17 protein-coding genes are annotated in these 22,544 nt (G+C 56.0%); 3 read left to right on the forward strand and 14 right to left on the reverse strand.

The genetic code is table 11. The features are described from left to right. Positions 1 to 60 precede the first annotated feature (60 nt). Together COHPA_RS0109820 and COHPA_RS0109825 are read left to right on the forward strand one after the other, a co-directional pair. Positions 61 to 885 carry a methyltransferase domain-containing protein gene (locus COHPA_RS0109820; RefSeq protein WP_027086005.1) on the forward strand — a complete coding sequence of 275 codons (825 nt, stop codon included), beginning with the start codon at positions 61 to 63 and terminating at the stop codon, positions 883 to 885. A 1-nt stretch (position 886) separates the two neighbouring features. After that, entirely contained in the window at positions 887 to 1,576 is a 690-nt protein-coding gene (locus COHPA_RS0109825; RefSeq protein WP_027086006.1) for a class I SAM-dependent methyltransferase, read from the forward strand. Positions 1,577 to 1,723: 147 nt separating this feature from the next. Here the strand turns inward: COHPA_RS0109825 and COHPA_RS0109830 are convergent, their stop codons facing one another. From COHPA_RS0109830 to coxB, 7 genes are all read right to left on the reverse strand, one after another. Beyond that, the gene (locus COHPA_RS0109830; RefSeq protein WP_027086007.1) at positions 1,724 to 7,456 is read right to left on the reverse strand and encodes an RCC1 domain-containing protein; all 5,733 of its coding nucleotides are present in this window, start codon (positions 7,454 to 7,456) and stop codon (positions 1,724 to 1,726) included. A gap of 247 nt (positions 7,457 to 7,703) precedes the next feature. Next, positions 7,704 to 8,165 carry a DUF420 domain-containing protein gene (locus COHPA_RS0109835; protein WP_027086008.1) on the reverse strand — a complete coding sequence of 154 codons (462 nt, stop codon included), beginning with the start codon at positions 8,163 to 8,165 and terminating at the stop codon, positions 7,704 to 7,706. Between the two features lie 147 nt (positions 8,166 to 8,312). Next, positions 8,313 to 9,206, reverse strand: a complete 894-nt coding sequence (gene ctaG / locus COHPA_RS0109840) for a cytochrome c oxidase assembly factor CtaG (protein WP_027086009.1) — start codon at positions 9,204 to 9,206, stop codon at positions 8,313 to 8,315. A gap of 86 nt (positions 9,207 to 9,292) precedes the next feature. After that, positions 9,293 to 9,610, reverse strand: coding sequence for a cytochrome C oxidase subunit IV family protein (locus tag COHPA_RS0109845; protein ID WP_027086010.1), 318 nt, complete (start codon positions 9,608 to 9,610; stop codon positions 9,293 to 9,295). Between the two features lie 4 nt (positions 9,611 to 9,614). Beyond that, entirely contained in the window at positions 9,615 to 10,229 is a 615-nt protein-coding gene (locus COHPA_RS0109850; protein ID WP_027086011.1) for a cytochrome (ubi)quinol oxidase subunit III, read from the reverse strand. Further along, on the reverse strand, positions 10,226 to 12,031 hold the full coding sequence (gene ctaD / locus COHPA_RS0109855) for a cytochrome c oxidase subunit I (RefSeq protein ID WP_051421828.1): 1,806 nt from the start codon (positions 12,029 to 12,031) through the stop codon (positions 10,226 to 10,228). The genes COHPA_RS0109850 and ctaD overlap by 4 nt, the downstream gene beginning before the upstream one ends. Before the next feature lie 85 nt (positions 12,032 to 12,116). Further along, entirely contained in the window at positions 12,117 to 13,163 is a 1,047-nt protein-coding gene (gene coxB / locus COHPA_RS0109860) for a cytochrome c oxidase subunit II (RefSeq protein WP_035119413.1), read from the reverse strand. 431 nt (positions 13,164 to 13,594) lie between these two features. Between coxB and COHPA_RS0109870 the strand changes: the two genes are divergently transcribed. Beyond that, positions 13,595 to 14,320, forward strand: a complete 726-nt coding sequence (locus tag COHPA_RS0109870) for a YhcN/YlaJ family sporulation lipoprotein (protein WP_027086015.1) — start codon at positions 13,595 to 13,597, stop codon at positions 14,318 to 14,320. A 9-nt stretch (positions 14,321 to 14,329) separates the two neighbouring features. On the opposite strand, the gene map is transcribed toward COHPA_RS0109870, so the two are convergent. From map to COHPA_RS0109905, 7 genes are all read right to left on the reverse strand, one after another. Beyond that, complete coding sequence (gene map, locus COHPA_RS0109875) at positions 14,330 to 15,091, reverse strand: type I methionyl aminopeptidase (RefSeq protein WP_027086016.1); 762 nt, start codon at positions 15,089 to 15,091, stop codon at positions 14,330 to 14,332. A 148-nt stretch (positions 15,092 to 15,239) separates the two neighbouring features. Further along, a complete protein-coding gene (locus tag COHPA_RS0109880; RefSeq protein ID WP_027086017.1) occupies positions 15,240 to 15,428 on the reverse strand; it encodes a hypothetical protein in 189 nt (62 codons plus the stop codon). A 226-nt stretch (positions 15,429 to 15,654) separates the two neighbouring features. Then, on the reverse strand, positions 15,655 to 16,443 hold the full coding sequence (locus COHPA_RS0109885; RefSeq protein ID WP_169733258.1) for an FHA domain-containing protein: 789 nt from the start codon (positions 16,441 to 16,443) through the stop codon (positions 15,655 to 15,657). Between the two features lie 140 nt (positions 16,444 to 16,583). Then, positions 16,584 to 16,820 carry a hypothetical protein gene (locus tag COHPA_RS0109890; RefSeq protein WP_027086019.1) on the reverse strand — a complete coding sequence of 79 codons (237 nt, stop codon included), beginning with the start codon at positions 16,818 to 16,820 and terminating at the stop codon, positions 16,584 to 16,586. Further along, the gene (locus COHPA_RS0109895; protein ID WP_027086020.1) at positions 16,813 to 18,480 is read right to left on the reverse strand and encodes a long-chain-fatty-acid--CoA ligase; all 1,668 of its coding nucleotides are present in this window, start codon (positions 18,478 to 18,480) and stop codon (positions 16,813 to 16,815) included. The genes COHPA_RS0109890 and COHPA_RS0109895 overlap by 8 nt, the downstream gene beginning before the upstream one ends. A gap of 12 nt (positions 18,481 to 18,492) precedes the next feature. Further along, on the reverse strand, positions 18,493 to 20,271 hold the full coding sequence (locus COHPA_RS0109900; protein WP_027086021.1) for an acyl-CoA dehydrogenase family protein: 1,779 nt from the start codon (positions 20,269 to 20,271) through the stop codon (positions 18,493 to 18,495). 35 nt (positions 20,272 to 20,306) lie between these two features. After that, positions 20,307 to 21,434: a thiolase family protein gene (locus tag COHPA_RS0109905; RefSeq protein ID WP_027086022.1), complete on the reverse strand. Its 1,128-nt coding sequence runs from the start codon at positions 21,432 to 21,434 to the stop codon at positions 20,307 to 20,309. Between the last annotated feature and the right edge of the window lie 1,110 nt (positions 21,435 to 22,544).

Genomic DNA, 22,544 nt, shown 5'->3' on the forward strand with positions numbered 1-22,544 from the left:
TTATTGTTCCGATCGGCGAGTTCCCCTAGAATGAGTGTTAACCAAGGAGCGTGATCGTCCATGAAGCAACAGCTCGCAAGGAACATTAGCACTTACCGCAAGGAAAGAGGGTTCACGCAGGAGGAACTCGCGCAAACTCTCGGCCTCTCTTTTCAGGCGGTGTCCAAATGGGAGAACGCCCAGACGATGCCGGACATCTCGTTGCTGCCGGAGTTATCCAGGACGCTTCAAGTCAGCATCGACAAGCTGCTAGGATACGTATCGCAAAATAAGCCGATTACGATTTACGAGGAAGAATACAAGACGGACCGCTATTATTGGGGTACGGTGCCGAACAGCGCATGCTATAAGGTGTTGCGGCGATATCCGCCGACGAAGCGACTGCGGTTGCTCGATATCGGTTGCGGAGAAGGCAAAGATGCGGTGTTCTTCGCTAGGAACGGTTATGATGTCACCGCATTCGACGTGTCGGATGCCGGGATAGACAAGGCTAGAAGACTGGCGGACCAAACCGGCGTCCACGTCAACGTGTTCAAAGCCGACATTCAGGATTACCGGCTCTCCACCTCCTTCGACATCATTTTCTCAAGCGGCGTGCTGCATTATATGAAGCCTGAGTTGCGCGAAGAGCTGTTCGCTAACTATAAGCGATTCACGAACGAGGACGGTTTGCACGTCTTTAACGTCTTCGTCCACAAGCCGTTCATCGCCCCTCCGCCGGAAAAAGAACCGAACGCGCACCGATGGTACTCCGGGGAACTTCTCGGTCTTTATCACGACTGGCTGATCGAGGACAGCTCGGAGATCGTGTTCGATTGCGACTCCTCGGGCATTCCGCATCAACATGCGATGGCGACGATGATGGCGCGAAAGGCGGGACGGTAACGTGTCGGAGCATGAACGAATCTATCGGGAGCAAGCATCCGGTTACGACGATATGATCTCAAGACAGCCCAACCTAGCGACTTGTATTCGGGAGATTCGGCCTTGGGCTGGTCTTGACGTATTGGACTTGGGTGCAGGTTCGGGCAGGCTGTCCAGCTTCCTTGCAGCGGAAGCCGACTCGTTAATCTGCACCGACAAGTCCGAAGCTATGCTGGAGTTGTTGGATCGGAAGCTTAGCGGTCTGTATTCCACGCGTAACTGGCGTACGGCTTGTGCCGATCATCGATCGCTGCCTCTTGCCGATTCCTCTGTTGATCTCGTCATCGCGGGTTGGACGATCAGCTACTTAACGAATAGCGACGAACCCGATTGGGAGAACAATCTGGAGCGGATCATGGGCGAGCTTACGCGCGTGCTCAAACCTGGCGGTACGATCATCATCATGGAGACGATGGGAACGGGGTGCGAAACGCCGCAAGCACCGCCTTTTCTTGATGGATATTACTCGCTGCTTGAACAACGATACGGTTTCTCACATCGCTGGATCAGGACGGACTACGAATTTGCGTCTGTAGAGGATGCTAGAGCGAGAACGGAGTTTTTCTTCGGTGAGGGTCTTGCTAGACTGATCGAAGAGAAGCAATGGCGTATTGTGCCTGAATGCGCGGGGATTTGGTGGAAACACGTCTAATGCGCTATGAAACTTTTATTCGCGGTTCGGGGGCATGATTCCTGCTTTGCCGGATTGATATACATGCATACGGACGGCGCGGTAGTTATACTCGCGCCGTCCGTATACACTTTGCTAACGCAACTCTTCATTCATTCGTTACGACAGTTACAGAGGATGAATCTCCTTAAACAATCCAGGAATGACCTTGTTGGCGAAAATAGGGAGCAGCGCCGATTGTCCGTTGTTGTTAACGGCGGTAACGCCGAACTCATAGACCGCGCCGTCGATAAGACCGTTGTACTGCCAGGAAGTCGAAGTCGTCTCCGCCACGACGACGCCGTTCATGAATACTTTGTAGCCTAAGGCTCCCTCTACCGCCGGCCAGCTTACATTGGCCGTACTTCCCATCACCTTAACGCTGACGGATTCCGGAGCGTCGATACGCGGATTCTGAATCGGCGACGGTGTCGTACCCGTATCCGGCAGCGGGGTTTTCGACAGCGTCCACGTCTTAACAAGCGGCTCGGAAAGCTCCGATTGGTGTCCCGCTTGATCGACGGCTATTACCCTATACTCGTAAGTCGTATTGAGCTGCCATCTTACCCGGAACGAATTCGTATCGCCTGCGACTATCGCTTCCAGACGACTATTGGCTGCACCCGCCGTTTTCACATACAGTTTATAGTATTTAATATCAAGCTCGCTCGACGGCGTCCAGATCACCGTCGTATAGAATAATCCTACATTGACGCCGCCGAACGCGAGCCCTTCCGGCGCTCGCGGCGCTCCGTCGAAGATGTCGAACGGAAGGTTCCGCGTTCCGTCCAATCCGTCGCCGAGCTGGCCGTATTGATTAATACCCCATACGTATAGCGAATCGCCGTTCAATGCGACGGCATGCTGACCGCCCGCCGCAAAGCTATCCGGATTGCCTACGGAAGGAATGAGCGTCGGCACTTTGCGGAGAGTGTACGTTCCGTCGGCAAGTTGTCCGCTTTCGTTGTTTCCGATGCCGTACAATTTGCCGCCCGCTTCGACCAACGTAAAGGAGTTCCCCGCCGATACGTCCGTCGCGTTCGCAACCGTTGTTATTCGGGTAGGTATGCCGATGGACGCCGGCGTCGCGCCGCCCGTACCTAGCACACCGTTATTGTTGTAACCCCATTGATAGAGATCTCCCGAGGAAGTCACCGCAGCGGAATGGTGTCGTCCTGCCGCGATTTTCGTCACATCCGTCAGATTCGGCACTTTGACCGGCAGCAGCCGGTTCGTATTGGAGTCGTCTCCGAGCTGCCTGTTGCCGTTCAACCCCCATGCCCATACTTCGCCGCCGACGATCGCCAAACTGTGCGATTCTCCCGCGGCGATGGCCGTTGCGCCGGATATGGCGACGCGAATCGGCTCTCTCCGGGTCATCGTCGTTCCTTCTCCGAGTTCTCCGCTATTATTCCTGCCGAACGCCCACACTTCTCCGGCATCCGTAAGAACGAGCGAATAACCGTTGCCTGCGGCGACCGCAATCGCTCCCGCCAATCCCGGCACTTGCACCGGCACGGTGCTCGGCGATTCGGAGCTTATGCCAAGTTGTCCGCTGCTGTTGCTGCCCCATGCCCAGACCGTACCGTCCCTCCTGATCGCCAGCACATGACTGTCGCCCGACTCTACCGCAATGGCGTCGGTCAGCACCGGCAAACCGGAAGGAGCTCTCAGCTCGCCGCCCGTCGTTCCGTTGCCGAGCTCCCCGTACGTATTTCGACCCCATACGTATACGTTGCCGTTGCTGCTCAAGTACACGGTTTTGGCATCGGACGCCGCAACCATTCCTTTGGCCGGAGTCGTCGCGGTCACGGGTTGTAGATCGACGGAGACGACCGGGTTCATCGTGCCGCCCGGCGACACATGGACATTGATCGCAACCGCTTGCCTGCCTTCCTTCTGTATGAACACCCTGTACTTGTCCGCATTCAGACCGGTGAAGACAGCCGACCCTCCGCTAGTCACGGCGGACGGTGAACCATCCGGCGATAGCAGATCGACTTTGGCTCCGTCTTCTCCCACGTTCACGGTCACCGATCCGAGCTGGAATTGCGCTTGAACGGGCGTCATCCTTCGAATTGTGTTACCGCGACCCAGTTCGCCATTATAGTTAAAACCCCATCCCCATGGCGTATCTTCGCCAGTAACCGCCGCGGTATGCGAGTTGCCGACCGCCGCGGATACGACGCCGGTCAGACTGGTTAATTGTTTCGGCACATTTCTATTGACCGTAGTATTGTCGCCCAATTGACCGTTGTAGTTGTACCCCCACATCCATATCCGGCCGACGTCGTCGACGGCTGCAACATGCGCGAACGAATCAAGGCCGACAAGCGTCGGGTATGGATCGGCGACGTTAGCCACACCGTTCCCGTCCGTATCGAAGTATACAGGGGTCGGCGTCAGGATCAGTCCCTCGGAATTGGAGCCGATACCCAGCCCGCCATAGCTATTGTTTCCCCAACCATACAGAATGCCTTCGTTGTTGGTAACGAATATGCGGTTCGCAGACGCATATACCTTCTTAATCTGCGTAGGCAAGCCAGCGATCTTCACTTCTACGGGAGTCGTTAGGTCGCCGCTCGTCCCGAACATCGTATTGGGGCTTCTACCCCAAACATACAGCTTCCCGCCGCTCACCGCTGCCATGTAATCAACTGCGGCCGAGAGCGAAGTTACCGGCCCGATCCCTTGAACTTGATGCGGCCAATAACGGATCGTCGTCGTTCCGTCGCCCTGCTGGCCTCCGCTGTTGCTGCCCCAAACCCAGACTGTGCCGTCCGCCTTGCGCGCAGCGACGTGATGGTTGCCTACGGCGACCTCAACGACATCCGTCAAACCCGGCACAAGCGACGGAGTCAGTTTAGCTGCATTATTGCCGATGCCGTGTTCGCCGTTCGAATTGTTACCCCAAGTCCATACCGTTCCATCGCTGCGAATCGCAGCCGCACTATAGTTATCCGTATCGATCGCCACGATGTTCGTTAGATCGCTCACCCGCACGGGCGTCGCGCTCGGCACGTTCTTGCCGTCGCCGCCAAGTATGCCGCTGGAGCTGTTGCCGTAAGACCAGACTGTGCCGTCCGATTTTAAGAATAAGGTATAAGAGCCGCCTGCTGCGACCGCACGAGCCGAGCCGGCATACGTATCTACTGTCATGTTGAAATCTGCCGTCACCGCTCCCGTGCCGACATCGATCTGGCGGCTCGTCGCTTTCAGACCGTCTTGCCGAACCATGACCGTGTAGTCGTCCTGTGCTAGATTGGAGAACTCGTATACACCATTCGCATCCGTCGGTGTCTCCAAGAATCCGTCCAATGAGACAATCTGTACCGTTGCCCCTTGTACGATCGCGCCGTTAAGCTTGACTACGCCTCCGACGGAACCGGGCGCTTCCTTCACGCGGACCGGCGTCATGCGGTCCACTCTCGTCCCTCTGCCTAACTCTCCGTTATCGTTATACCCCCAAGTCCATATCGTACCGTCCAGTCTGACGGCTGCGGAGTGATACGATCCAGCCGCTACCGCAAGAACATCGGAGATAGCCGTCTCCGGCAGCAGAACGGGCGTCGTACGGTTCAAGGACGTATTGTCCCCTAGCTGGCCGTAGTTGTTCAATCCCCATGCATATACGCGATTCTCGTTGGATACAGCGAGCGTATGGCTAACTCCTGCCGCAACATCCCTGATGACGATATCCGATAAGCCTGCGACAAGCTTAGGCGTCGTAACCGTTCCGCTTGTCCCCGTACCGAGCAATTGATTCGTATTCGAGCCCCAGGCGTATAGCTTCCCGTCGACATCGACGGCAAACGAACGGTTATCTTCGGCATCGATCGACGTAATGACGGGAAGCCCGTTTAACCGTATAGGTACGAGAGATTGCTTGTTCGTTCCGTCGCCCAACTGGTACGAACTGTTCTGTCCCCATGTCCAGACGACTCCGTCTTCGTCCAATGCGAGCGAGTAGTATTCGCCTGCCGCAACCTGTTTCACGCGGTCGAGCCCTGTAATCTGCTTGGGAAGCTTGCGGGAGACTTGCGTTCCGTCACCCAGTTGTCCGTGGCTATTCTGTCCCCATGCCCAGACGGTACCGTCCGCGCGAGCCGCGATCGTATGGCTCGACCCTATTGCGACCGAGATCACGTTCGCCATCCCTGACACCTGAATCGGCGAATAGCTAGTGCTTTCGGAATTATTGCCGAGTTGACCCCCGCCGTTATTGCCCCACATCCACAACGTGCCGTCCTTCTTGACGGCGGCAGCCGTGGAATGGCCTGCTGCGATTCGCTCGATGTCCGTCATGAGGGTCACCGGCTCCTTGCGCGTATTTTGATCTCCTTGCCCTAACTGTCCGAAGCCGTTGCTACCCCAACCCAGCAGCGTACCGTTCGCCTTCAGCGCGAGAGTGAAATAGTTCCCCTCCTGCACATCCGGCACAACGTCGCTAGCCGGCAAATCCGACAAAATCAAACCCACGTTTCGATCCGGATCAGCCGTCGACGTCGCGAAGTCGGACGAGGCGGCTCTCAAGCCTGCGGCCTGCCCCATTACGACATACTTGTCTGCGGGCACGCTCGCGAAATGGTAATAGCCGGTCGCGTCGGTCGTCGTTATGCGTACTCCTTCGCCAGAGAGGAGCGTGACGGTTGCGCCAGCCAAGCCGATACCGGATGCCGTAACCGTACCTTCAATCGTTCCCGGATCAAGCATCACCTCGACAGGTGTATCATGCGCTCCCGTCGAAACTTCCGTTCCGCGTCCAAGCTGTCCGGATGCGTTCGAGCCCCATGTCCAGACGACGCCGTCGGTCGTCATGGCCAGCGCATGAGTGGCGCCCGCCGCAATGGAAACCACATTCTCCAACGGGAGAACAACCGGCACGTTGGAACCGGTCAACGAAGAGTTCCCAAGCTGTCCGTACGAACTGTTGCCCCAAGCGCGAATCAACCCGTCATTGCCGAGCGCAAGACTAAAGTTATCGCCTACTTCGATCTCCCTTATGCCGGATAAGCCTATCGGAACCGGCGTAGTACTTGGGGAATTCGAGCCGTAGCCCAACTGGCCCGACGCATTGGTGCCCCATGCATACACGTCTCCGCCTTCCGTAAGCGCGATCGTATGGCTATTCGAGGAAGCGACCGCTTTCACGTTGCTAATCCCGTTGATTCTGACCGGCGCACTCCTCATTTCGTAAGTTCCTTCGCCAAGACTACTGGAATAACTTCTGCCCCATGCCCACAAATCGCCGTTCAGATCGACGGCATAGGCGGATGACTGCCCTGCGAATACCGATCGAATCGGAGGCAGTCCCGCTACTTTCTTGACACCAACCGAACTGTTGGTATTCCCTTGCCCAAGCTGGCCATTGGAGTTGCTGCCCCATGCCATGACTTCGCCGGTATCCATCAACGCCAGCGAAAAATCCGATCCGGCCGCTACGGCATTGACGACGCCGTAAACTTCTGCCGTAACGCTCGTGCTATTACCTGGCGTACCGCCAAGCTCTCCGTGGCTATTGTTTCCGAAACCCAAGAGCGCTCCGCCATTCGTGACTACAAGAGTATGCTCGGCGCTCGAAGCGATGGACTTGACGTCCGCGAAGTCGCTCAATGCCGGCACGGCTATTGACGCACTGTTCGAACCAAGCAGTTTGTGATAGTTATTGCCCCATACGATGACGCCTCCCGACTCCATCAACAACATGGAATGATTGCCGGCCGCCACGATCCCGCGGCTTGCCGGAACTTCCGCCGCAGCCTCGCGCGGAGCGATGCTCCAGCTCCACACGCTTGCGCCGAGAAGCGCGCATAACCCTGCTTTGACAGCAAGGCCGGCCTTACTTCTCCAACCCTTCTTCAATCCTATCCACTCCTGTTCGGGCATATCGCCCTTATAATTTCATGCACATTATTTATCGACAAAATTAGACAAAATTTTCATCTTTTCAACATTTTTTGTTAGAATTTATCAGGTGGATAAGTTTAACATAATATAATACATGTTTTACTTTCGTTGCTATACGCCAAAAAAGCCGACTGGCGACGCAAGGATAAGTCCCTGCGTCGCCAGTCGGCTTTATTCTATAAACTATTTACTTCTCATACGACTACCCGAAGATCGCATCGATAACCGGTTTCGTATGGCCGCCCGGATAGCACAGGTACAACAGCACGTATACCGTAATGCCCGTCGTCGCGGTTGCGAACCAAATGACCGCCGTCTTGCGGCCCCATTGCCGGTGCTTGGCGAAGCTTCGGCGGAACGCGAGCGTCAGCGTCGTAATTCCGAACACCGCCGCGACCGTCGCCAGAACGATGTGGAACAGCAGGAAGATCAAGTAGACCGTCTTCAAGCTCTCCGGGCCATTGAACGTCGTATTGCCGACGAAGATCGTCCGCGACACGTAAATGATGAAGAACAGCGTAGCGGCTACCGCTGCCGCGAGCATCGTCCGCTCATGCGCTTGCCGCTTGCCTTGGATAATAAACCGCCAGCCGATCGCGACAAGAATCGCGCTTAGTGCGATAAAGCTCGTGCTGATCATCGGAAAAACATCATACAAAGACATAGGGTTGTCACCTGCTCCATCGCATCGTCAATGAACTAGCGAAATATAAACGATTTAGAATCGTTAAATTTTATTGTACCTGCCGTTCACTTCCAATTCAACTTTTCGGTGCAGGCGTCACACATTGTTCATACCGCAGGCCGCACGTTACCCGAGCTTCGGTTCAAGCCCGGTCTCATCTTCGCTCGCGCGTTCTTTGCGGTACCATTGCATGAACACGATATAAAGCGCGAAAGCATTGATGAACTCCTGCAACAGCTTCATAATGATGCCGCCCAGCTGCTGATCGTCGTGCCCGCTCATCATGTTGAAGAAGGCAGGACCGCCGACCCGGCTCAGCACTTCCGCAGGATCGCCGACCATGCAGTATTCCATCGCCTTAACCCATACTTCCGGATCGTTATATACCGCGAACATCGGTTCCTCGGCGAATATAATCATGGCGCATGCCGGCGTAAGCAACAATCCTCCGAGGAAGATGTACAGCAGCGTCAGCAAAGGAGGCATTCGGCGCCATTCCGGCACCGGCAGAAACACGTGCCACCACATCGTGACCGACGATATGAACAACGCGATATAGAACAAGGTATGCACCGTAAGGTGCGTCATGATCCAGTCATGGTTGTCCGGCATATGGTAGTACGAGAATAATAGAACGAACAGGCCGAGACTGACAATGGGGTTCATGGCGAAACCGAAGATCCGCCAGAACTTCGCGCTGAACATACTCCTCCATAGCCAATCCGGAATTCCGTATAACAACAGCGGCGGAACGAGCATATAAGCGATCGCCATATTCGTCATATGGAAAGTAAACATGAGATGCCCCATCAGATCAAGCGGTCCGCCCATCGTCAAATAGAAAAGCACGGTTGCGACGATGAAACTGAGCTTCCGACCTAACGATACCGGTGCATTGCCCTTAAAGCGGTTCCTCCAAGGCCCGACGATAAACGCATACAGGACAATAACCGCCATCATAAACGCCATGAACACCGGACTCCACAAGTCGCTGAACGAGAAGTATTCCAAACCCCACATTTAGATTGCCTCCTTTCGGAACAACATGCACTCGTTAAAAAAAGAGAGGTCGGACTGTGGCCCGCCTCTCTTCGATTCGAATCGTATTACCACCATACCCAATATAGCGCCATGATAACCATCGTAAAGACGATGATTACGCCCGCGAATATCGCGATGATCGGGAATAGATGTCCGCGATCCTTCATGTGCATCCAGAATGCCATTTGCACGAATACTTGAAGGATTGCCATGCTTACGAGAATGATGTACGTGAACGTGGTATTGATCTCGCCTGCGGCTACGGCCGCGAAAGCGATAATCGTAAGCGCAAGGGACATAACGAAGGCCACAACGTGCTTTTTCGGCCCTTCCGTTCTGTGGCGTTTCGCTTGTTCGCCCGTAGCGGAATGGTTGCTCGACATGCGATTAACCCACCTTTCCCATCAGGTACACAACGGTGAAGATGAATACCCAGACGACGTCGATAAAGTGCCAGTAAATCGCCGAGACGTAAATCTTAGGCGCCGTTACGACGGTCAAATCTTTTTTGAAGATTTGCAGGATCAACAGGCCGATCCACAATATCCCGAACGCAACGTGCGCGCCGTGGAAGCCGACGAGCGTGTAGAAGGCCGAGCTGAACGCGCTTGTCGTAAAGCCGTGTCCCTCATGTACGTATTCGCTGAACTCGTAAATTTCAAGTCCCAAGAAGCCAAGCCCGAGTAGAATCGTGACGAGCAACCAACCGACCATCGCGTTCTTCTTGTGGCTATGCAGCGCCTGAACGGCGAATACGCTCGTCAAGCTCGACGTAAGCAAGATCATCGTGGCCGCGAATACCATCGGAAGCTGGAACAGCTCCGAAGGATGCGGACCATCCATTACGTTATGGCGCAAAGCTAGGTATGCCGAGAACAAAGTACCGAACAGTACCGTCTCCGCGCCGAGGAAAATCCAGAAGCCCAGAATCTTGTTGCGGCCTTCTAGCGTTGCCGTCTCCGGCTGATGCGGCAGTCCTTCCGCGTGATCGTGCGCGCTCATGCGTGTACCCCCTTATCCTGATCTTCCGGCTCGATATGGAAGCCGTGATCATCGAATACGGAACGGAAGAACATGCCGCCGAGCGTGATCAGCAGTCCGACGCCACCGACGATGAGATTGTCGTACATGAATCCGTAACCTGCGATGAACAACCCGATACTCATCACGAGCGGAATGATCGAAGGCGATGGCATATGGATCGGACCTACCGGCTCGGCAGGCGTCATCTCCTTGTTGCCATCCATTTTTTCTTTCCACCAAGCATCGTATCCGCGAACGAGCGGAGTTTGCTTGAAGTTGTACTCCGGAGGCGGAGACGGAATCGTCCACTCCAGCGTACGGCCGTCTTCCCATGCGTCCGCAGCCGCATTGCGAGGTTTAGCCCACGTAATGAAGACGTTGAGCAGGAACGCGATCGTGCCGATGCCCATCAAGAACGCGCCGATCGTACTGATCATGTTCATCGTATCGAAGCCTTGGTTAGGCAGGTACGTGAACACGCGGCGCGGCATGCCGAGCAAGCCGAGGAAGTGCTGTACGAAGAACGTCAGGTGGAAGCCCGTAAAGAACGTCCAGAACGTGATTTTGCCGAGTCCTTCGTTAAGCATCCGTCCGAACATCTTCGGCCACCAGTAGTGCAAGCCGGCGAAAATACCGAAGATCAAGCCGCCTACGATAACGTAGTGGAAGTGAGCGACAACGAAGTAGCTGTCGTGATATTGGAAGTCGGCCGGAGCGGAAGCGAGCATAACGCCCGTTACGCCGCCCATTACGAACGTCGGAATAAATCCGATCGCGAACAAGCTTGCCGTGGTGAATCGGATCGAACCGCCCCATAGCGTGAACAGCCAGTTGAAGATCTTAACCCCGGTCGGTACGGCGATCAACATCGTCGCGATGGAGAACAGCGCGTTCGCTACCGGACCAAGACCTACGGTGAACATGTGGTGAGCCCACACCATAAAGCCGAGGAAAGCGATCAATACGGTCGCGAATACCATCGAGCTATAACCGAACAGGCGCTTGCGGGAGAACGTGCTGACGATTTCGGAGATAATTCCGAACGCCGGCATGATCAGGATGTATACCTCGGGGTGACCGAACACCCAGAAGATGTGTTCCCACAATACTTCGTTACCGCCGTTGCCCGCTTCGAAGAAGTTGGCTTCGAACAACCGGTCGAACATCAAGGCAACGAGGCCGACCGTAAGGACAGGGAATGCGAATACGATCAGCGCGGACGTAATGAAGATCGCCCAAGTGAACATCGGCATGCGCATGAAGGACATGCCTGGCGCGCGCATGTTAATGATCGTCGCCATGAAGTTAATGCCCCCGAGAAGCGTACCGATACCCGCGATCTGTAGACCGATGACGTAGTAGTCTACGCCGTGACCGCTGCTGTACGTGTTGCTGGCCAGAGGCACGTAGGATGTCCATCCCGCATCCGGAACCGCGCTGGCGAACCAGCTTAGGTTCAGCAGCAATCCCCCGAAGAAGAACGTCCAGAAGCCCAAGGAGTTCAGGAACGGGAACGCGACGTCGCGCGCGCCGATCTGAAGCGGAATGACCGCGTTCATCAAGGCGAACAAGAGCGGCATCGCCGCAAGGAAAATCATCGTGGTGCCGTGCATCGTAATCAATTCGTTGAATGTGTCAGCGGAAACGAAGTCATTATTCGGTTCCATCAATTGAACCCGGATAAGAATCGCTTCCAAGCCGCCGATCAGGAAGAAGAACAAACCTGCAATCATGTACAGAATGCCGATCTTCTTATGGTCGACGGTCGTCAGCCAATCCATCAAGCCCGTATAACGCTTGACCTTATGCTCATGTGCATGTGCAGACAAGACCGCGTACCCCCTTCAAGTTCCCGCATGATTAGTGTTAGTAATCGAGTTTGTATCCCGCCAAGTACTTGGCGATTCCATCGATCTGCTCTGGCGTCAGGTCGACTTGAGGCATCGTATTGCCCGGTTTCACTTTCTGCGGATCGGCAATCCAATCATGCAGGTTTTCAGCCGTCGTTTTATCTTCCTTCTCAGGATCGGCCACGACGTCCGAGTTGAACAAGATGCCCGCAACCGTCTGGCGACCGCCGATGCCGGTCAAGTTCGGAGCGGAGTTGCCGCCTTTCTCGCCAACCGCGTGGCAAGACAAGCATTGCGCGTTGAACGTTTCGGCGATTTCCGGATCCGCCGGCATAACCGCAGGCGCCTTCATCGCGGAAACCCAACGATCGAAGGAATCCGAGCTAACGGCCTTCGCTTTGAAATCCATCAGCGCGTGGGAAGGTCCGCAAAGCTCTGCGCACTTACCCCGGAACACGCCCTCGTTCGGGAATTCCAAGTACATATTGTTGGTCATGCCAGGGTTCGTGTCCATCTTGCCGCCGATTGCCGGAATCCAGAACGAGTGTTTGACGTCCGCGGCGGTCAGGTCGAATTGAATTTTCTTGTCTGTCGGCACGATCAATTCCTGAGCTGTCGTAATGCCGTAATCCGTATATTCGAATTCCCACCAATATTGATGCGCCGTAACTTTGACATGGACGGCGCTCTTGTCGTCCGAATAGTCCTTCGCGAGTCCGAACACGTGCTGGATGGTCGGAACGCCGAGAATGAGAAGCAATACGAGCGGAATCACCGTCCAAATAATCTCGAGCGTGTGATTGCCTTCGACTTGCTTCGGAATCGTCTTGTCGCCTTTGCGGCGGCGGAACTTGATCAAGACGTAAATACAGATGGCAAATACAACGACGACGACCAAAGTCATAATGCCAATGGACAGCTTCATTAAATCGTATTGCGTCTCAGCCACCGGCCCTTGCGGGTTCAGCGTAGAGAGGTCTTCTCTTCCGCACGCCGACAAAATCAGCATAAATATCGCCGTCAGCGGAAGCAGTCGTTTCATTACGTGCCACCGATTCATCATTATCAACCCCAATTTGACGTTTTCATAGATCGCGTTATTATGTAGCTCTTGCGCGCCATCTATATGTACTCGGATGCTGGACCAAACAACAAACGCTCTTCAAGCACTCTAATAAATATAAAGATTGTTCCGCCTTGTTGTCAATGTTCACAGGACAGTTCACAAATTGTTCTCAAAACTGTCAAAAACGTTGCCGTTGTAGGGTTTTTGAACTTTGGCGAAAGTCTCGGAAAGCGCGTCCCGATCCCGGCCTCGCTGACCGATGCGAGTCGTTTCGACAACGCGCGCAATTGTTTCGTCCCTTCTCTTTTTGCCATTCCAACCTGGTTTTATGTATGGCTCATGCCGCATAGTTTTCCGCCGGCGGTAAACGCTATTCATGAGTTTAACCGCGTACCCGCCGCGGACGATTACTGGGAGGGATTTATCGAATGATTTCATCTCGCCGCTTATTCGCCTTAGTAGGCGCCGTTATCATGATTACGTCTGTCACCGCTTGCAACTACAAAGGCCATTTTCAGAAGAGCAATTACGATTACGCAAGCCGATCTTCGGGCGATCCGAAAATGCTTCACGTGCGCTCGTACGGGGACGAAACCGGAAATCCGCGACAGCATGACAACCGATATTTCGAATACAGCTCGGCGATCTCCAATAAGGTCGCTTCTCTTCCGGGCATCAATTCGGCCATGGTGTTCCTGACGGATAAGAACGCCTACGTGGCCATCATGACCGACTGGTCGGCAACGGGAACCCGCGCGCGCGGCGGCCAGAGCGGAGAGGAGCAAGACAATACCGGCACGACCGAGGGCGTGTACAATATCCAGAACGGCAGCTCCAAATGGGACGGTCGCCAGGTCGCGACGCCGTACAATTCGTATTTTACCCACAAAGACGAGGACGATTTGTCCAAGGAGCTGCGGCAAGTGATCGGCGATACGGTGCGCGACATGCACCAGCGCGTGCAGGAAGTGCATATTTCGGCGAACCGGGAGTGGGTAAACCAGTCGGCGGAATATGCCAAGGCGGCATGGGGACATAAGGACTTGTCCCGGCTTACTCCGCGATTCAATACGCTGGTTCAATACGTATTCGGACATGGCAACGCGATTCCGCTGCCCCTGACCCCGGTAGATCAGAAGCAACCGAATCGCTAAGAACGAATCCTATTTCGTTAGAACAAGCGGCCCTTCCGGCGTAATCGCGACCGTATGCTCAAATTGGGCGGCCCAGCCGCCCTTTTCCGTCATTATCGACCACCCGTCTTCCTTTATATAAATTTCCGGAGGGCCGATCGTCAGCATCGGCTCTATCGTGATGACCATCCCTTCTTTGAGGCGGACGCCCCGGCCCGGCTCCCCGACGAACGGAACTTCCGGAGGCTCGTGCATCGATCTGCCTATTCCATGACCTCCGAATTGGCTGATCACGCCGTACCGGCCCGATTCCGCGACTAATCGCACCTGTTCCGCGATATCCCCGAGCGTCATTCTCGGTCTTGCTTGCTCGATTCCGTTCATCATCGCGCGGTACGCGGCAGCTCGCAGCCGTTCATGCTCGGGAGCGACGGTCCCTACCGCATAGGTCCATGCCGTATCCGCCATCCATCCGTTCAATTCCACGACGAAGTCGAGCGTGACGAGATCTCCGTCGCGCAGCTCCCTCTCATCGGGCAAGCCGTGGCATACGCAATCGTTAACGGCGGCGCAGATCGCGTTTGGATAACCGTGAAACCCTTTTTGCCCCGGGTAGGCGCCGCGTTCCTTCATGAATCGATCGGCGAAAGCGTCAAGCTCCAGCGTCGTTATTCCCGGCCTCACCCTTCGCCCTAGCTCGTGTCGCAGCTCCGCGGCCAATCTGCCGACGACAGCCATCTGATCGATTTCGTCCCGAGACCGGATCGGAATCGCTCGTTTGACTTTTCCCACCGCATCCCCTCCTCCATGCACGCGTATGCGCTTCTCGCCACTATTGTATGCGGGAGCTAGCGCCGGACGAGCTACCCGCGCGAAAAAAAGAACCGTCAATCGCAAGACCTTGCGGTCTCGGATTGCCAGTTCAGCTGCCCGCTCTTGGTTAAGAGGCGGGAGTATTTAACTTGACCAGCTCGCGTTCCACGATGACGGTCAACTCGTCTTCATATCCTCCGGTAATTCTGTACTTGCGGATGTAATCCTTAACGAATTTGCGCGGATCCTTGGGGCGGAAAATTCTAGTCAGTTCTCGCAAACTTTCCTGAACTTCGTTGTGGCTGCGTTTGGCCATGCAATTCCCTCCCAGCGGAATGGATTCCGGGCAAGCATTCTCCCGGAGCGGATCTTGTGTTGCTCCACCCGGAGAACCCATTCGGGTTCAACTTTCACCTTCGTCGATTCGCTGCCGCATGCCTGCGACTTAAATATCCTGCATTTTCTGATTATACCATTTAACGGACAGGTGTTAAAGATAAACCTTGGGATTTGGGTTGCCCGTATGCAGCCAAGGTTTCGGATCAACCGCCAGCCCTTACTTCGAATGAATGGGACGAGCCCGACAAGGAGAACCGGTCGCCGTCTCGAAGCTCGTACTGTTTGCCCGGCTCCAGTCGGACGCCGCTCGCGAGGAACGTGCCGTTAGAGGAACCGTGATCCTCCAGCAGAAATATCTTCTCCTCCGGAACGTATCTAACCGTGCAATGCCGACGGCTTACTTCCCCTGCTTCATAAGGAAACACGACGCCGCATTGTCCCGCGTCCCTGCCGATCAGAAGCCGGCGATCCAGCTTATAACTCACGCCCGCATGCTCTCCCACGATGCCGCACAATCGAGGCTCGCTGTCGCGAGCGGGCAACGCCGCACCGGGCGAATCCAGTATCCTCGTTATCGGAATCGTATAGTCCGTCAAGGGATCATCCTCTTCGTACTCGGGCGCGGACGCCGACTCTTCCTCGAACGTCTCCGCATAGGCTTCGCCCTGATCGTCGTCTTCGTCGTTAGCGGAAACCCGCTGTTGTCCGCTCATCGCTTTGCCTTTGGCGGTCATTTGCAGAAAGGCGATGACCGCGCCGACGGCTGCCGCGATACCGAGACCAAGCGCCGCGAGCAGCGGCAGCGTTCCGACGGTAACTTGCGTCGCGGCAGCGGAAGCCGCCCCTGCCGCCGAGGCATGTACCGGCGCCGCGTTAAGTCCGATGAACGCGAAGGACATCGCGCCGATCGTCCTCCAATCGCGAAGAAGCTTCCCCCTTCGCTTACCGATTCGCCCCCTCCTCTCTATTCGTTTATTTCGGCTGACCGTCACCTTGAACACCTCCATCCCGATCCGGCAACTAAATGGATTGTAAACGCTTTCTTAATTATACAGCGTACGGAGAAAATTTGCATCACATGGGTTTAGTATAGCGAATGAACGCCGGCCCATCAACGAAGTTCAACCAAATTTTAGCAATCCTTAAGGTTGTTCCTCCTCCTTGAAAAAATTGAATCTTCGTCGGGCTCGACTTTACTCACCCTTGAAAAAATTGAATCTTCGTCGGGCTCGACTTTACTCACCCTTGAAAAAATTGAATCTTCGTCGGGTTCGACTTTACTCACCCTTGAAAAAATTGAATCTTCGTCGGGCTCGACTTTACTCACCCTTGAAAAAATTGAATCTTCGTCGGGCTCGACTTTACTCACCTTTTAATTTCCGCCTCAGTACTTTGCCGATGATCGATAGCGGCAGGCTGTTCCGAAACTCGTATTCCTTGGGCACTTTATAGGCGGCCAGACGGTCGCGGCACCAACGGTCGAGCTGCATGGCCGACGTTTGCCAGCCGTCCTTAAGCACGATATAAGCTTTGACGGTCTCGCCCCGGTATTCGTCGGGAACGCCTAACACGGCCGCCTCCTTGATCGCGGGATGCTCGAACAATACTTCCTCGACTTCTCTCGGGTATACGTTAAAGCCGCCTGCTATGATCACGTCCTTCATTCGGTCCATAATCGTGAAAAACCCGTCCTCGTCCATCGTGCCCAGATCGCCGGTACGCAGCCATCCGTCCTGCAGAACCGCCGCGGTATCCTCGGGTTTGCCCCAATAACCCGCCATGACCTGAGGCCCTTTAACCGCGAGCTCGCCCAACTCTCCGATTGGCAACGGATCAAGGCTGTCTTGACCGACGATGCGCGCGTCCGTATCGGGGAGAGGCACCCCGATCGTTCCGTTCTTGCGTCGTCCCCTGATCGGATTGCAATGGGTCACGGGAGACGCTTCCGTTAGGCCGTAGCCTTCGATTAACTTGCCGCCGGACAACTGTTCGAATCGCTCCTGCACTTCCCGCGGCAGCGGCGCGGCTCCGCTTACGCACAGATTGATGGAGCTTAAGTCCGTTATGTCCAATCCCGGAGCGTTCAACAGCGCGATGTACATCGTCGGCGCTCCCGGGAACACCGTCGGCTGCCGCCGGCGAATCGTATCCAGTACCATTGTCACATTGAATCTCGGCACGAGCACGAGCGAGCTTGCCTGGTAGACGCTTTGATTGAGCAATACGGTCATTCCGAACACGTGGAACAGCGGCAGCGCGGCCAAGTACCTCTCCTTGCCTCGCCGTAAACCCGTGCACCATGCCGCTGCTTGCATCGTATTAGCCAGCAAGTTCGCGTGCGACAGCATAACGCCTTTCGGCGCTCCGGTCGTCCCCCCCGTATATTGAAGCATCGCGATGTCGCGTTCCGCGTCCACTTCCGCGCATACCGGCGTTTCTTTGCCTTGACGCAGCCAACGGGTCCATCGAACGACGGCGGAATCGCCGTAATCGACTTGCAGATTCGGATGTTCTTGGCGTCTCTTGATCGGGTACAGCCAGCTTTTGGGAAAAGGGAGCGCGTCCGCCAGCGAAGCGACGACGATACGTTCCAATGGCGTTCCCTTCCTCGCTTCCTGTACTCGAGGCATGAGCAAATCGAGGACGACTATAACGCGCGCGCCCGAATCCATCAACTGCGCGTGCAGCTCCCTTCCCGTGTACAGAGGGTTCGTCTGCACGACCGTCGCTCCGGCCATTAACGCACCGTAATAGGAAACGACCGCTTGCGGGCAATTCGGGAGCATGATCGCCACCCGTTCGCCCTTGGCGATCCCCATGGTTTGAAGCGAATGGGCCATTCTTCGGCATTGTGCCAGCAGCTCGGCGTAGGTCGTCGTCTTTCCCATGAAATCCAGCGCCTCATGGCGCGGATAGTCGGCAGCCGCCTGCAGCAGCAGTCGCGCGACGTTCGTCTTCGGATACGTCGCCGTCAGCGGTACGTCCAACGGATAATAGCGGAGCCAAGGCTTGTCGTTCGTCTCGCTCATGAGGATCGCCCCTTAGAATCCGACATATTGCTCGGCCGATATGACGCGCGCAGCGATGCGTCTGCGAAGCGCCGTTACGTCTCCGGAATCGAACTTCAACAACCGCTTCAACACGGATAAATGCAGGCGGAGGTTTTCTCCGGAGACCAGCCCCGCGAGGAGCTGCCGCGCCCGTCGTCCCGCCTTCTCCAGCGCCTCTTCGGCGAACAGAGACGTCATATCGATGGCTAGGCTAGCGTCGTCAGGATGTCTACCCTGCAGCTTGCGGGCTCGAAGCAAGGCGCTTTCGAGCGCGTACAGCTCGATCATGGCGTCCGCGAGTGAAGCGACGATCTCTTGCTCGCGATCCATCCGCAGCCCGTGCGTCTGAATGGCGAGGCCGCCTACCATAAGGAATACTTTCTTGAGCGCCGTCACGATCGCCGTCTGTTGGGCCAGCGGTCCCGTTGCCGGCAGGGCGGCGATCGTCGGGTTGAGCAATTCTTTCTGAACTTCCTGCGCTTTGGCGATCAACGGCAGCTCGCCTTTGAGCGCCCTTCTGATGAGCGTAGCCGGGATGAGCAGCCGATTGATTTCGTTCGTCCCTTCGAATATCCGGTTAATCCGCGAATCGCGGTATAAGCGTTCGATTTTATATTCCTGGATGTAGCCGCAGCCGCCGTGAATTTGAACGCCTTCATCGACGATGCGGTCCATCGCCTCGGAAGCGAACACTTTGTTGATGGAGCATTCCAGGGTATATTCGGCGACGGCTTTGGCCACCTCGATCCCGCCGTCAGAATGGTTTGGATTGGCGACCGCCAGCGCGTCGTCAATTAGCCCGGCCGTTCGGTAGACCATGCTTTCCGTCGCGAACGCGAGCGTGTTCATGTCCGCCAGCTTCGCAGCGACAAGCGGAAACGCCGATATCGGCTTGCCGAATTGTTTGCGCGTATTCGCATAGGCCGAAGAGAGCCTGATCGCTTCCTTCATGCCGCCGAGACAGCCGGCAGCCAACTTGAACCGGCCGATGTTGAGCACATTGAACGCGATGAGATGCCCTTTGCCGACTTCGCCGAGCAGTTGGCTCGCGGGGACGGGCGCATCCTCGAAAAACAGCGGTCTGGTGGAAGAACCTTTAATGCCCATCTTGCGTTCCTCCGGTCCGACGGAGAAGCCCGGCGTATCCCGCTCGACGATAAAAGCGCTGAAATGCGCGCCGTCCACCTTGGCATAGACGATGAACACGTCAGCGAACCCTGCGTTCGTAATATATTGCTTGGAGCCGTTAAGCACATAGTGCGCCCCGTCCTCCGACAGCGTCGCCGTCGTGCGGGCGCCAAGCGCGTCCGAGCCCGAACCCGGCTCCGTCAAGCAATAAGCCGCGATGCGCGTCCCGGCCGCCAAGTCCGGCAACCAACGTTCCTTCTGCTCATCCGTCCCGAAAAATACGATCGGCAGCGTACCGATCCCGGTATGCGCGCCTATCGTCAGAGCAAACGACGAAGCCGGCGACAACGTCTCCGACAGAAGCGTCGTGCTCACCTTGTCGAGGCCGAGCCCCCCGTACGCTTCGGGCACGTCCGCGCCGAGCAAACCGATCTCCCCCGCTTTGCGCATCAACTGGACGGTTAGTTCGTAATCGAGCTTCTCGATCGCTTCGTCTCGCGGCCCGACATCCCGTTCGACGAACGCGCGAACGGCGTCCGCCAGCATGCGCTGTTCCTCCGTGAAGTCCTCGGGCGTCACGACGTACTTCGGATCGGCATCCTCTACGATAAACCTTCCGCCTCCCCATATCGGCGCACCCATCGCGAGCCACCTCCTTATCCCGATGCGTGTTATTGCTATAACGTTTCGAATACGCCGGCCGCGCCCATCCCTCCACCGATGCACATCGTTACGACTCCGTATCCGCCGCCTAACCGATGCAGCTCGTGCAGCAACGTGACCGTCAGCTTCGCTCCGGTGCAGCCGAGCGGATGGCCGAGCGCGATCGCCCCGCCGTTCACGTTGACGAGCTCCGGATCGATCTCGAGCCGGTCGATCACGGGAACGCACTGCGCGGCGAACGCCTCGTTGATCTCCCACAGCGATACTTGCTCCGCGCCGATGCCCGCTTGCCGCAACGCTTTGGGCACCGCCTCGATCGGACCGAGTCCCATCACCTCCGGTTGTAGTCCCGCTACCGCATAAGCGCGGAAAGCCGCGAGCGGCTGCACGCCCAGCCGCTCCGCCATCTCCCGGCTCATAAGGACAAGCGCCGCCGCGCCGTCGCTATTAGGAGAAGAGTTGCCAGCCGTTACGGTGCCGTTCAGGGCGAAGGAGGGCTTCAACGCCGCCAGTTTCTCCAGCGAAGTGTCCGCCCGGATGCACTCGTCTTGGGCAACTCCCCGGAAGGGCACGATTTCGTCCGCGAACCTTCCGGCGGCAGCGGCGATCGCCGCTTTCCGATGGCTCTCCGCCGCGAACCGGTCTTGCATCTCCCGCGTCACCCTGCACCTGCGCGCCACGAGTTCCGCCGTGTGCCCCATCCCCATATAAGCTGCGGGTAGATTCTCTAATAGACCCGGATGAGGAGACAGCTTGAAACCGGTCATCGGAACCCGGCTCATGCTTTCCACCCCGCCGGCTACGACAACTTCCGCGCCACCTGTCGCAATGTACGCCGACGCTTGGGCGATCGCTTGCAGGCCGGAAGCGCAGAACCGATTCACGGTAACCGCGGGAACCGATACGGGAAACCCCGCGTGTAATACGATATGCCGAGCGACGTTAAGCCCTTGCTCCCCTTCGGGCATCGCGCAGCCGAGAACGACGTCGTCGACGTCCCCCGGCGTCAGCCCCGGTACTCGCGCCACCGCTTCCCGAAGCACGGCCGCTCCGAGATCCTCCGGGCGCGTATCGGCAAAGCCGCCCTTCTTCCCCCGTCCGACCGCCGTACGTACAGCCGATACGATCACCGCTTCTCTCATCGCGTTCCCTCCCTTCGGGGGTATTTTCCAGGACGGCGACTTCGCCTCTGTTACTCAACACTCGTACCCATTTAGAGGCCTCACAAACCTCTAATTTGCGGAAACCCAACACTCGTGCCCATTTAAAGGCCTCATAAGCCTCTAATTTGCGGAAACCCAACACTCGTGCCCATTTAAAGGCCTCACAGACCTCTAATTTGCGGAAACCCAACACTCGTGCCCATTTAAAGGCCTCACAAACCTCTAATTCGCGGAAACCCAACACTCGTACCCATTTAGAAGCCTCTCAGGCCTCTAATTTGCGGAAACCCAACACTCGCGCCCATTAAAGGCCTCATAAGCCTCTAATTCGCGGAAACCCAACACTCGTACCCATTTAGAAGCCTCTCAGGCCTCTAATTCGAGGAAACCCACCATCACTCCCATTTAAAGGCCTCACAGACCTCTAATTCGCGGAAACCCAACACTCGTGCCATTTAGAGGCTTCACAGGCCCCTAATTCGCGGAAACCCAACACTCGGGCCCACTTAAAGGCCTCACAGACCTCTAATTCGCGGAAACCCAACACTCGGGCCCATTTAGAGGCCTCACAAACCTCTAATTCGCGGAAACCCAACACTCGTGCCCATTTAAAGGCCTCACAGACCTCTAATTTGCGGAAACCCAACACTCGGGCCCATTTAAAGGCCTCACAGACTCCTAATTCGCGGAAACCCAACACTCGTGCCATTTAGAGGCTTCACAGGCCTCTAATTTGCGGAAACCCAACACTCGTGCCCATTTAAAGGCCTCACAGACCTCTAATTCGCGGAAACCCAACACTCGTGCCCATTTAGAGGCCTCACAAACCTCTAATTTGCGGAAATCCAACACTCGGGCCCATTTAAAGGCCTCACAGGCCCCTAATTCGAGGAAACCCACCATCACTCCCACTTAAAGGCCTCACAAACCTCTAATTCGCGGAAACCCAACACTCGTGCCCATTTAAAGGCCTCACAGACCTCGAATTCGCGGAAACCCAACACTCGTGCCCATTTAGAGGCCTCACAAACCTCTAATTCGCGGAAACCCAACACTCGTGCCCATTTAGAGGCCTCACAAACCTCTAAT

The sequence above is a fragment of the Cohnella panacarvi Gsoil 349 genome (genome assembly GCF_000515335.1).
Classification (GTDB): domain Bacteria; phylum Bacillota; class Bacilli; order Paenibacillales; family Paenibacillaceae; genus Cohnella; species Cohnella panacarvi.

Coding starts and splice junctions, on each gene's coding strand:
- COHPA_RS0109820 (WP_027086005.1), top strand. CDS start 61: ATGAAGCAACAGCTCGCAAGGAACATTAGCACTTACCGCAAGGAAAGA.
- COHPA_RS0109835 (WP_027086008.1), bottom strand. CDS start 8,165: ATGTCTTTGTATGATGTTTTTCCGATGATCAGCACGAGCTTTATCGCA.
- ctaG (WP_027086009.1), bottom strand. CDS start 9,206: ATGTGGGGTTTGGAATACTTCTCGTTCAGCGACTTGTGGAGTCCGGTG.
- COHPA_RS0109845 (WP_027086010.1), bottom strand. CDS start 9,610: ATGTCGAGCAACCATTCCGCTACGGGCGAACAAGCGAAACGCCACAGA.
- COHPA_RS0109850 (WP_027086011.1), bottom strand. CDS start 10,229: ATGAGCGCGCACGATCACGCGGAAGGACTGCCGCATCAGCCGGAGACG.
- ctaD (WP_051421828.1), bottom strand. CDS start 12,031: ATGGATTGGCTGACGACCGTCGACCATAAGAAGATCGGCATTCTGTAC.
- coxB (WP_035119413.1), bottom strand. CDS start 13,163: ATGATGAATCGGTGGCACGTAATGAAACGACTGCTTCCGCTGACGGCG.
- COHPA_RS0109870 (WP_027086015.1), top strand. CDS start 13,595: ATGATTTCATCTCGCCGCTTATTCGCCTTAGTAGGCGCCGTTATCATG.
- COHPA_RS0109880 (WP_027086017.1), bottom strand. CDS start 15,428: ATGGCCAAACGCAGCCACAACGAAGTTCAGGAAAGTTTGCGAGAACTG.
- COHPA_RS0109895 (WP_027086020.1), bottom strand. CDS start 18,480: ATGAGCGAGACGAACGACAAGCCTTGGCTCCGCTATTATCCGTTGGAC.
- COHPA_RS0109900 (WP_027086021.1), bottom strand. CDS start 20,271: ATGGGTGCGCCGATATGGGGAGGCGGAAGGTTTATCGTAGAGGATGCC.
- COHPA_RS0109905 (WP_027086022.1), bottom strand. CDS start 21,434: ATGAGAGAAGCGGTGATCGTATCGGCTGTACGTACGGCGGTCGGACGG.